The organism is Paenibacillus pinisoli, assembly GCF_003605435.1.
Lineage (GTDB): Bacteria > Bacillota > Bacilli > Paenibacillales > Paenibacillaceae > Pristimantibacillus > Pristimantibacillus pinisoli.
In genome coordinates, this window is the sequence record NZ_QXQB01000003.1 from 569,552 (window position 1) to 581,953 (window position 12,402).

General features: G+C 53.0%; 5 protein-coding genes. 2 read left to right on the plus strand and 3 right to left on the minus strand.

Annotated features, from left to right (window positions below):
- Positions 1–10 precede the first annotated feature (10 nt).
- Together D3P09_RS15915 and D3P09_RS15920 are read right to left on the minus strand one after the other, a co-directional pair.
- Complete coding sequence (locus D3P09_RS15915; RefSeq protein WP_120111918.1) at positions 11–1,402, minus strand: response regulator; 1,392 nt, start codon at positions 1,400–1,402, stop codon at positions 11–13.
- Between the two features lie 2 nt (positions 1,403–1,404).
- A complete protein-coding gene (locus tag D3P09_RS15920; protein WP_120111920.1) occupies positions 1,405–3,273 on the minus strand; it encodes a sensor histidine kinase in 1,869 nt (622 codons plus the stop codon).
- Positions 3,274–4,412: 1,139 nt separating this feature from the next.
- On the opposite strand from D3P09_RS15920, the gene D3P09_RS15925 reads away from it, so the two are divergent.
- Positions 4,413–5,774 carry an MFS transporter gene (locus D3P09_RS15925; protein ID WP_243644220.1) on the plus strand — a complete coding sequence of 454 codons (1,362 nt, stop codon included), beginning with the start codon at positions 4,413–4,415 and terminating at the stop codon, positions 5,772–5,774.
- A 130-nt stretch (positions 5,775–5,904) separates the two neighbouring features.
- On the opposite strand, the gene D3P09_RS15930 is transcribed toward D3P09_RS15925, so the two are convergent.
- Positions 5,905–10,035 (minus strand): NHL domain-containing protein, encoded by a 4,131-nt coding sequence (locus D3P09_RS15930; protein WP_120111925.1) that lies wholly within the window; start codon positions 10,033–10,035, stop codon positions 5,905–5,907.
- Between the two features lie 278 nt (positions 10,036–10,313).
- Between D3P09_RS15930 and D3P09_RS15935 the strand changes: the two genes are divergently transcribed.
- Positions 10,314–12,380 carry an ATP-binding protein gene (locus D3P09_RS15935; protein ID WP_243644265.1) on the plus strand — a complete coding sequence of 689 codons (2,067 nt, stop codon included), beginning with the start codon at positions 10,314–10,316 and terminating at the stop codon, positions 12,378–12,380.
- Positions 12,381–12,402 lie beyond the last annotated feature (22 nt).

Consider the following 12,402-nt stretch of genomic DNA (forward strand, 5'->3'; position numbering starts at 1 on the left):
GCTGCCTGCACTAATGCCGCTGCCTGAACTCGCTGGGCAGGATGCCGACATGTTCACGGAACAAGCGGCTGAAGTACTTCTCGTCGTGATAGCCGATCTGTTCAGCGACCCACCCGATCGTTTTATTCGTGCTGCGAAGGTAATCCTTGGCGCGGTCCATCCGAATGTCCCGGACGTAGTCGGTGTACGTGCGCCCGACGTATTGCTTGAAGCATTGGCTGAAGTAGCTGCCACTCATGTTGACCATCGCCGCGACCTCCGCCGAGGAGATCGGCTCGCTGACGTTCTGCTGCGCGAGGCTCATCGCCTTCACGATGCTGCTCTGAATCTCCTGCGAGAACAGCGGCTTCGTTCCCCCGCGCTTGATCCGTTCGCGCGCCTCCGTCAGCCAGTCCCGGAACAAGGACCAGCTCGGGAAGAAGTCCTCGATCTCGATCGGCTGAGCCAATATAGCTTGATAGAGCCGGTTCCATTCATCCGTCAACGAATAAAAAATCCGTATGAGCCGCACGGGCGGCATGCGCAGTTCCTTCAGCTCGGAGAGCTGCTCCTCGAACCGGACGTCGTCGGATATCCAATCCGCTGCCGACCAGCGCTCCTTCAGCTTCCCGATCGGCGTCGCGCCGCCCGCTTCCCGCTCCTGGTCCAGACAAGAGGAGGCATCCGTTTCCGTGAACGGCCTATCCGGCTCATAGTCATAGAACAGATTCCGCTTGCCGTAAGAGCGAATCATCCCCAGCACGGACTTGCGATCCATTCCGGAGAAGCCTCGGAACCGCACGCAGGCAACGAGTGAACGCTGACCTTCGGCCGCCTGCTCGGCCGCTCTCCGAGCGGTGATGACCGGCGGCTCTGACGCATACCAGATGCCGGCTTCCGCTTCTTCCGCCATTACCGGAATGACTGCATGACGATGCCCCTCCTCAGGGTTGGCGCTTAGCGAGTAGTACACATAGAGCTCATCGCCTCCCAGCGCCGATTTTGTCAGCTGGTCGCCCACGTCTCCCGGCAAGCTGCCATCTCTCCTGCCCATCAGCCGCACGATGCGTCCCAACACTTCTTCGAACTGTTCCTGCTCCAGCTGGGTTTTGGCGATATAATCAATGGCTCCTAATCGGAGCGCCTCCTGGACATATTCAAAGTCCTGATGCAGCGACAGCACCACGATCTGCACCAGCGGATACTTCTCCCGTACGATCCTCATCAGTTCAATGCCGGACATGACCGGCATGGACAGATCCGTTATAAGCAGGTCGATGGGATGCGATCCCATGAACTTCAGCGCATTCTCCCCGTTATTCGCTTCGCCTACGATTTCCATCCCAAAAGCCTTCCACGGCATGGAGGAAGCCAGACCTTTGCGCACCAGCTTGTCGTCGTCAACGATTAATACGGAAATCATGGTCATTCCTCCTTTGCTGCCGGCCATTGCGGCTTCATTGATGAAACCGCAGCAGATGCAGTCTCGTGTGCAACGCCAGGCGAAAATCTGTCGTCAAGCTCATGCCCGTCGGTTGCCTTGCGCTCCCGTGCAAGCCTGTCGGCGGCAGCCCTCGCTTCTTCCGTAACTGGCAGTCTTAAGGAAACAACCGTGCCTTGGCCTACCTCGCTGCGAATGTTCAGCTTCGCTTCGTCACCGTAGCTTGCACGCAAGATCCGCTTCACATATTTCATTCCGATGCCCATGCCAACCTTGTCACTGTCCTCCGTATCCTCGTCCAGCAGCTCAGCAATGATCTCGCGGCTCATGCCAGCTCCGTTATCCTGGATCGTAATTTGCAAGCTGTCCTCCTGCAAAGCGATGCCCACATAGATGTAACCATCGTCGCTGACGCCATGGTACAGCGCGTTCTCCACCATAGGCTGCAGCAGGAAGCGCGGACTTGGCAGCCCGAGACTGTTCTCGTCAACATCGATATCAACGTCGAACTGGAAATCGTACCTGATCTGCTGGAGCTGCAGATACTCCTTCAGCGCTTCGATCTCATCGCCGATGGTAGAGGTTTCGCCCATTTTGCCCAAGTTATAATACAGCAGCTTGTTCAGGCTCAGCACCAGCTTGTCGATCTCCTTCTGCCCGTTCATAACCGCCAGCCAGTGCACCGTATCGAGCGTATTCATGAGAAAGTGGGGATTAATCTGGTACAACAGCTTCTCCACCTCCAGATCGGCTCGGCGCTTCTCCTTCGTCTCGATCTCGTCGTAGAGCGTCCAGATCTTGCGCTTCATGCTGCGCGTCTGATAGAGCAGATAATCGAACTCCGGAATATGGGTCAGCTCCTCCTTCTCCCGCTCCTCCGATTGGGTAAGCGACTTGATCTCGCGGTGGAACTTATCGAGCGGCCGATACACCATCTTCCATAACAGCCAGGCAGCGAATACGGCGAGGATGAGGAAGAGCAGGAAGAAACCCGCGATCTGCAGCAGCCAGCGATTGCGTTCTTGATTGATCTCGTTCTGCGGTACGACGGACACGAGGCTCCAGCCCTGATTGCTGACCTCCTTGCTCCAGAAGTAGCCTCCCGATGTACCCGATGATGGGGCCGCTTCACGATGCGGGAACGGCGTCCGCTCCTCGAACACCTCGTTCACTTCGCTAAACGCGACCTGCCCTTCATTGTCGAGCAGGAGCAGCCTGCGCGAGCCTTCCTTGTGATTCTGCGGCGCGAACAACGTGGTCAGCGCATTACGACCGGTCTCAATGTAGAGGTACAGATTCTGATCGGGCAGAGTTACCTTGCGCATAATGCTGAACACATATTGATTGATCGAGCCATTATAGCTCAGATGGGGACCATAATACGTAATTTCCGGATACTCCTCCATTAGCGGCAAGCGGTCCGGATGGAAGTCGCCTCGCACACGGAAGTTCTCGAACTCGTACTCTCCGGTGTCGGGAGCATAATACATCAGCAACCCGATATTAGGGTTCGAAAAAGTTATATTGTTAAGCTCGCTCCGAATCTCGTTGTTGAGACGAAGCCGCTCATACGGATCGTTCTCTACCTCCAGCTGCTCAATCAAACGATTCGTGCTGCCGCCGTAGGCGAGCTGCTGGGATACATGGTTCAGGTTGTTCAGCATATTCTCCAGCGACATCAAATCCTGCTTCAGGTTGCTCTGGAGCGCTCCCTCCACTTTATTGCCGATAATGGAGTCAATCGTATAGAACGAGGTCAGGCCAAGGCAGATGAACGGGCCCAAACTGCTAATGATGAAGATAAAGATGATCCGGTTCTTGAACGTGACGTTATTCAGCCGTTTGGTTAGCATAAGCGCTGGTGCTCAGCCCTTTCGTCATCATCTCGCGGGTACGGGAAACTTCGGTTTCCGGCCCGGCGTGTTGTGCAGAAGTTTATACCTCTGCCTACTCTATCATAACCTGAATTTCCATGCCTCACGTGCGAAGATTATGAGGAATTAGGGGGGGAGAATTTTTGAGGGGGAATGTCCGTAACCTGAATGAGCCTTACTGCAAATGAGCTGCAAAAACGTCCAATTCACTCCTTCACCATTCTGCTTGAAGCCTCTCCTTGCATGTAGCGTTCAACCGACCGCTGCAACGCCTCCTCACATCGCTGCAGGACCCAAATAAACAAACCGACCGCTACAACACCGCCTCACATCGCTGCAGGACCCAAATAAACAAACTGCCAGCTGCAACACCGCCTCACATCGCTGCAGGACCAAAATAAACAAACTGCTCGCTGCAACGCCGTCACACAACGCTGCAGGACCAAATTAAATCAACCGCCCGTTGCAACGCCGCCTCACATCGCTGCAGGACCCAAATAAACAAACCGCCCGCTGCAACGCCTCCTCACATCGCTGCAGGGCAAAAATAAACAAACCGCCCGCTGCAACGCCGTCACACAACGCTGCAGGACCAAAATCAACAAACCGGCCGCTGCAACGCCGCCTCACATCGCTACAGGCCTAAAATAAACAAACTACCAGCTGCAACACCGCCTCACATCGCTGCAGGACCAAACTGCCAGTTGCAACGACGTCACACAACGCTGCAGGACCAAAATAAACAAACCGACCGCTGCAACGCCGCCTCATATCGCTACAGGCCCAGAATACGCAAACTGATCACTGCAACGCCGCCTCACACCGCTGCAGGATCAAAATAAACAAACTAATCGTTGCAACGCCGCCACACTTTATTCTCTTCCTTGAACCAAATTAAGATAGAATACCAATCATCATCCGAAGTTCTTAAAGCGTCTCCGTATGCTTACGCCTCCTAGCAGCCTATGATACAATTGAATTGTTTTACATTTTACTTATTTGGAGGCGTATTTAAACATGCGACAAAACCATTCTGCTAGGGTACAACAATTAGGGGAAAGCGCATAATTGGCCCTATAAACTGCGACTCCCCTTCACCTTAAAGGGGTTATATGCAAGTGTTACATCGAATTAAAGCTCACGATTCCCGGCTCATCCTTTGGCTGAGCATTTTGACGTTCTTCAGCGTGATGAATGAAACTATGTTTAACGTGTCATTACCGGATATTGCTGCTTATTATGATATTTTACCGTCGGCGGCCAATTGGATTAATACCTGCTTCTCGCTCTCTTTCGCGATTGGCATCGTTGTGTACGGCAAGATATCGGAACATACAGGAATGAAAAAGCTGCTGTTATTCGGGATGTTAATCTATGGTTTCGGTTCGATTGCTGGCCTATTAGGCCATACCTGGTATCCGGGCGTGCTGATCGCGCGGTTTTTGCAGGGAGTCGGCGCTTCGGCCGTACCATCTCTGATTATGGTGATCATCGTCAAGATGGTCGCACCTGACAAACAGGGCAGGGCATTCGGCCTGATAGGCTCTGTGGTTGCATTCGGCGAGGGGATCGGCCCGGTCATCGGAGGCGCAATCTCCGGTTATATTCACTGGTCCTTGTTATTTGCACTGCCGTTGCTGTCACTGCTGGCCCTTCCTTTCGTACTGCGGACCATGCCTGACGAGACCTCGGAAAGAAAGCCATTCGATACCGCCGGTGCCGCTCTGCTGTCTGTCGGCATTCTCTCATTTGCTCTGTTCATGACGCTGTACCATTGGATTTATCTGGCTGCAAGCCTGGTTCTGTTCGGGCTTCTCGCTCGTCATTTCCGCCGGCAGCAAGAACCGTTCCTGGAGCCCTCCCTGTTTCGGAAGAAAAGGTATATGGCCGGTGTGCTCACAGGCGCTTTGCTGCTCGGCACGATAGCCGGTTTCTTCGCCATGATTCCTTATCTGATGAGAGCGGTATACCATATGCCGACGGGGCTTATCGGAAGCGCCATTCTGTTCCCGGGCACACTCAGCGTTATCTTGTTCGGGATGCTCGGCGGGATGCTGGCAGATCGAAGGGGACATACCGCCGCGATGTTGTCCGGACTCGGCATGATTGCCGCCGGTTTTCTGATCGTACTCTTCTATACGGATCGAGCTCCCTGGTTGATTGCAAGCTCGGTGATCTTGACGTTTGGCGGCCTTTCATTTGTAAAAACGGTCATTTCCGCAAGTGTCGCCACGACGCTGGAGCCGGAGGAAGCAGGTTCCGGCATGGGCATGCTCAACTTTGCCTGTTTCCTTGCCGAAGGGATTGGCATAGCCAGTGTAGGCGGACTGCTGACTAAGCCATGGCTTCACTCCCCCTTGATCACGGCCATAACCAATCAAGCAGCCGCGCTTTACAGCAATATCACGCTGATCTTCATGGCACTTGTATCGCTTGGCGGCCTTCTGTTCATCTTGTCGTACAAGCGCAAGCGTCATTGATTGGCTGCTCCAAGGATGATCAGGAACTGACCTCATGCATAGCAACTGAACTTCATAAATAGCAATAGAAAGCCTCCAAATCCATTTCAATAATGGATTTGGAGGCCTCTTCACGTTTAATTCAGTCCCTTTATTCCTCTTTCAGTTGTCCAAGCATGCGAAGCAGCATAACGATTGCTTCCACGCGTGTTGCCGTTTCATTCGGCACAAAATGGTTCCCGCCGCGACCATCCACGATGCCAAGCGTGCGGATTGCCTCTATCGATCCTTTTGCCCATTGCGGAATCGCAGCGTCGTCATCAAAGCTGGTAGAAGCCGTGACGTCGATTGGCAGCTGAAGCGCCCGCTCAATCATAACCGCCATCTCAGAACGGGTAATGGAGGCATTCGGACGGAAGCTGCCGTCTGCATATCCGTTGATAATACCTGCTTGCGCCACCTGCGCAACCGCCTTTGTTGCCCAGTCCTCGATAAGCTCATTATCGCTGAACGACATCGGCAGTCTGTTCTCTTCCAGCTTCAATGCACCTGCCAGCATAACGGTAAACTCGGCACGGGTGACGTGATGGCCCGGTCTGAATGTATGATCCGGATATCCGCTGACGATCCCTTTCTCCACGGCACGCTTGATATCATCTTCCGCCCAATGTCCTGCAATGTCGGTAAAATGGGTGACTGGCTCAGACGGGTTTAATATTTCGCGGTAAATGGACAGCGTATACTCTATTCTGTCCCCGTTTTCCGCCTGCACGATCAGCACGATCGTGTTATCCCCTGCTTCCAGCTTCACCTTCGTTCTCTCTGTAATCTCTTTATCCTGCAACAGCACTTTCGCCGCAAAATGTGCGGCCTTCACTGCAATGTCGATCTGCTCCGCTGCTGTTCGAGCTGTATAACGATTGGTTCCGGCTGGAGTAAGCACAAGCTCCCCGTCCATAGCCCATATCTGCAACTCTTCCACATCGGCATTATTAGATAATACGGGTCCGCCTCCGCTGCCTCCGCTCGAAGAGCGGGCTGTCGTTACTTGTATGGCAATAGTCGCACTCTCGTTGCCAGCCAAGTCGTAAGCTGCGACTGTGACCGTATAGGTCGTGCCTGCTGTTAAGCGGTCGATGGTCGTTGTATGGACACTGCCGACTACCGTCTCATGCTCCGTACCATTCACGTATAACCGGTAGCCGATCACACCAACATTATCTGTCGCAGTAGGCCATGACAGCTTCACGCTCGTCTGCGTAATATCTGACGCCTTCATCTCACTGCCATCCGGCCATTGCGGCGCTTCGGTGTCCGGGTCCGGCGGCTGTGGTAATGTTCTAGCCGATACGGTCAGGGCATTACTCTCTTTGCCTTCTGCGTTAAAAGCTATGACTTTGACTGTATAGGCGGTGTCTGCGCTCAAGCCTTCAACAGTGGTCACATTGACACTGCCGACTACCGTCTCATGTATCGTACCATTCACGTATATCCGGTAGCCGGTTACTCCGACGTTATCTGTCGCTGTTGGCCACGACAGCTTCATGCTCGTCTGCGTGATGTCCAACGCCTTCAACTCGCTGCCATCCGGCCATTGCGGTGGTACACTAGGCGACAAGGCTTGCGGCGTTGCGCTAACTTCCTCCGAATAGTCACTTTCGGTCTCATCGTTTCCTGCTTTTACAACATAGTAACGGGTAATGTTATTAGTCAGTCCTCTGAAAGTATAATCGCCCGTGAAATTTGTGATTCTCTCAGTTTTTTGATAACTGCCCGAAGCTTCACCCTCAAAAATATCATAATAAGTGGCTCCCTCCACGGGCTCCCAGGACAAAACAACCTCGCCATCCCCGGCTGTTGCTTTTAAACCGTCAGGCGCAGGGAGTCTGTCAGGCTTATAGATAATAACACCCCAACTTTTGAGCAGTTGCTGTTCGACCCCCGGTGCCGCTACTACTATGAATTCGTTCACGGCAGACAAAGGCGCCGTGTATACAAAAGAGAACTGTCCTTGGTCATCTGTGTAATCGTTGATCGTTTCCTGGATAGTTGAGATCGTAATCGGCAAACGAGCCTTGGTATCGATGTGTCCATTGATTGTGATCGTTTTGCCTGTTTCCAATATGTGCGGTGCATCAAGGGAAATAACCGTTGGAGCTTGCAGCAAAACAACAGATTCCAAATCGTCGCCGGTAGTCTTATTTGCCGAAATATCTATTCGGATGCCTGTAGCAGGAACTGGCTGTGATGCGAGACGGAACATGCTAGTGTCCATCAAAGGGTCTGCTGAGTCAATCTTTAGCCACTCTGCGCCATCTTTAACGTCTAAATTACCGGACGGACCTCTCGCTGAAATCCCTTTACGAATATCATCAACGAATATACTGAGCCCATCAGCGCCTTTTGTCGTGAACAATAGATCTGCATAAGGCTCGTTCGTGAGATAGACGTTACTATCCATTTTTTTAAACTTCCTCGAATCATCACCTACATGCGGATGATCAGGGTCGTGGGGAACAGGCTGTAGCTGCGTAATTAATTTGCCGGTGTAAATCGGGAGCGTCATGGTTGTGCTCTCGACTGGCGGCAAGCCCTCCGTCTCGAACGAGAGCTTTGCTTCCGTTACCACTACTCCATTCGCTGCACCAAGACCGGCAAAGGTGACGACACCTGCGCTGGCCCTTGCCGTCGCTGTTCCGGTAAGCGTCCAAGCCCCCTTATCCTTTTTCGATGCCGTTACGACCGTGCTGTTATCCCCTGCACTCTTATTGCCGTAAGCATCGAGAAGCGTGATGACAGGCTGTTGCGCGAATTGGCCTCCGTTGCTGGCTGGAGCCTCCATGTCTGTAGTCAGCGACATCGCAGCCGCCTTTCCTGCCACAGGCGTAATAATCAAAGAATTGGCCGCTGGCGACAATACACCCTCCACACTTAGATTGATCGTCTGCGCTTCCGCTTTGTTCAACGCCAAGTTGACGGTTGCTTTCCCTTTGGCAAACGCAATACTTGCTGTATGCGCCGATTCAAGCAAGGCCGTCCCGTTCAACCTGCCATAGGAGTTGTCCGGCGCTTGCAAGTATCCCGAGATCGTCACCTCACGCTCTCCGTTAAATTGCGTATCCGTGTTCCCATTCTCATCCTTCACGGTCAACGTGATCGTATTATCCACACCGACTCCGGGAATGGACGACGCGGCGAATGCAACGACAGTTTGTGCGCTCAAGCTTATTTTCCGGATTCGATGACTGAACACTTCCGCTATATACAGATTTCCACTGCTGTCTACCGCTGCTTCGTAGGGTCCATGCAGCTCTGCCGAGGTCGCCGGTCCGCCATCTCCCGAATAGCCGAACCGCCCCGCACCCGCTATCGTGCTAACGATCCCCGATGTATCGATTTTACGAATTCTGAAATTGGAATAATCCACGAAATATACATTTCCGCCGCTGTCTGCAGCTATCCCAATGGGGCGGTTCAAATAAGCCGAAGTCGCCGGCACCCCGTCTCCCCAATAGTTCATTTCACCCACACCTGCTATCGTGCTGATCTTCCCCGCAATATCCACTTTGCGAATTCGGTGATTAGCTGTATCCGATATATACAGGTTTCCGCTGCCGTCCGCTGCCACTCCAGTAGGGGAGTTTAATTGAGCCAGCTCGGCATCTCCTCCGTCCCCTGAGTAGCCGCGAACGCCGGAACCCGCTACCGTGCTAATGGTTCCCGACGTATCGACTTTCCGGATCCGGTGATTGCCTTTATCCGCGATATACAGATTCCCGATGCTGTCTACCGCCACACCGTCCGGATAACTCAATCTAGCCGATGTCGCAGGTCCCCCGTCACCCATATAGCCATTGCCTCGCCCGCCCGCTACGGTGCTGATCTCCCCCGACACATCAACCATCCGTATACAGTCGTTAGAGTAGTCCACGATATACAGATTTCCAACGCTGTCTAATGCGAGCCTATAAGGGTTGTTCAATTGGGCCAACGTCGCAGGCCCCCCATCCCCTGTATAGCCGGCCGTGCCTGTGCCCGCTATTGTGCTAATCGTTCCCGTGGCATCGACCTTCCGGACCCGATGATTGGCAGAATCCGCAATATATATATTGCCGTCGCTGTCCACCGCCACTCCGCCAGGATTATTCAATGTGGCCGATATAGCAGGTCCCCCATCCTCTGAAAAGCCGCCTGCTCCCGTGCCCGCTACCGTATCTATCTTGTAAGTGCCTGCAGCATAGACTTTTCCTTCCAACCATTCAGGCAGCAACGACGTGATCAATAGAAAAGCCAGTACGCCAGCTGTCAGCCTTTTTATTTGCCTTCGAATGTTGTTCCACTCCTTTCATCCATTCTGTAATGTAGATGTACAATCCCATTCATTGTATAGGACTATATTCGCAGCGGTATCTCACATTTATCGCAAATTCGTCTCATGTATCGGATGGCTGCTGTCATCAGGAAAAGGAGGTTTGCCTTTTATGTCGAATTGGTACGAAATGCGGACGTTCCGGCGCAGGACCAATATCCCGATTTGCCGAAAGGAGGGACATAGCGGTGATGCAAAAGCTCGCCGAAATACTGGATTTAGAACGAAGCCGCCTGTTTGTCGGCAGAGAATCAGAGCTTGATCTGGTGCAAGCTTGGCTAGGACATGCGCAAGCTCCCACTGAAGTGCTGTTCCTCTCCGGTATGGCGGGAATGGGGAAATCCTCGTTATTGCTGCAATTTATGAATATGGCACGACGGAAAGACGCTGCCGCAATCTGGCTGGACGGCCGCGCTTGCACCGGTTCTGCTGCTGGCTTTATGGAGGCGCTGCAGGATTATTTTACGTTTCATCCGCAGGCCCCGAGTGAGCCGGGCAGCATCTATCAGCAGCTTGCGAATCTCATTGCGACCAAAAAAACCTTGCTATGCATCGATCATTACGACTCCATACAGCGAATGGAAGGCTGGCTGCGCGAAGCGTTTCTCCCCCAACTGCCTGCAGCAGGCTTGCTCGTTATCTTGGCGTCCAGACAAGACTTATCCGCAGCCTGGGCAAGCGACTTAGCTTGGGGCAGCCGCAGCAGGAGCATCCAGCTTGGCGCCTTGTCGCGCGAGGAGATCATCAGCTGCTTAAGCCAAATGGGCTGGCAGAATACGAATGAAATGGAGCGGCTGTGCAGCCGCTCCCGCGGACTGCCTCTGGCCCTGAACCTGTATGCCGAGCAAATGCGGCGTTCGCCGCTGGAATCAGGCGGATCGGACTGGCCGATCTCCATGCGAATCAGTGCAGCACTGCTTCGCGAAGAAGCCTCTTCCGAGTTCAATGACCTGATCGAAATCTTATGTATCGTGCCTTATGCAACTATAGAGTGGCTGGGGAAATTCCTGGGCACTCCGTTAACTTTGCAAGAGCTTATACGGATCAACCGGCTCTCTTATATCCGGCCCACAGCCGGAGGGATTGCCCTGCATGATGCAGCGCGGTTCTTCCTGGCCGATGACTTCCGAACTCGCGAGCCTGAGCGGTATCGGACATTATGGCGCCGCATTATTGATGAACTGGCATTGGAGCTGGGCCATGCGGCCGGGCAGGAAAAGGGCCGTATTGTCTCCTTGATGCTGTCTGCCTCACAAGATATGTATCAGATCGATTCGATTCCCTTGTTGTCTCCCAAGCTGGATGCCTTGTATATGGAGCCCTTCCAGCCTAAGGACTTGCCCTGCTTGCATCAAATGATGAAAGAAGAGGATAAGTACTCTATTTCATCCGAAATCGACCATGCCATCATGGACGTCTTAGCCTCCTATTTTCCAGACTGCATCCGCGTGTATCGCGGCTCAGAAGAGAAGCCTCTTGCATTTACGGCAGGACTTCTCTTATATAAGGAGACCGCAGCATTATTAGAGCGTTTATTTCCCGGACTGCTGGATGCCGTCTTCCCCAAAGAGATCAGGCTGCTGAGGCGAGCATCAATGGAAGAGGCCGACACCTATTATCATCTGCGCGCAAGCGCATCATCCCATAGCCCGGACTATTCCTATCATGAGCTCATTGGAATTATTACGAAGGATCTGATCACACACCATTCCATTGGAATGCGTTTTATCCTTGTGACAGCTTATAGGGAGACCAACGAGCTTCTCGGCAATGCTGGATTTCGAATACGCGATTTGCCAGATCACATCAGGGACCATCTGTTCCAGGGAGCGAAAGCATCCATTCATGAACAGGATTGGCGCGGCACCAATTTCGTTGATCAAATATTTGACCTCATCCACTTTACTCCGGACGGCAACGAAACCTTGTCTAATCCCTTCGAGCTGACGGAAAAAGAAGTTAAAACCGCAATCGCTTTAATGAACGATCATGAGGCGCTGGCTCAAAGCGAGCTTGCAGACAAACTATCCTGCAGCGGGGTCACCTTGCAGCAAAAATTGCACAGTGTGTTCTCCGACTCCCCGCCCTTCCCGCTTAACAGCAATAATCTCGCATTGCTAAAGCTATATGCGAAGGCACCGCAGCTAGGCGTAGAGATGGCTGCCCAGCAGCTGCACATGAGCCGGGCTACTTACTACCGTATCCGCAAGGAAACGCTGCTTAATCTGAGAGATGTGCTGTGCCGAAGGCTTGTATAAGAAAAAGAGGGGCCCTCAGCCC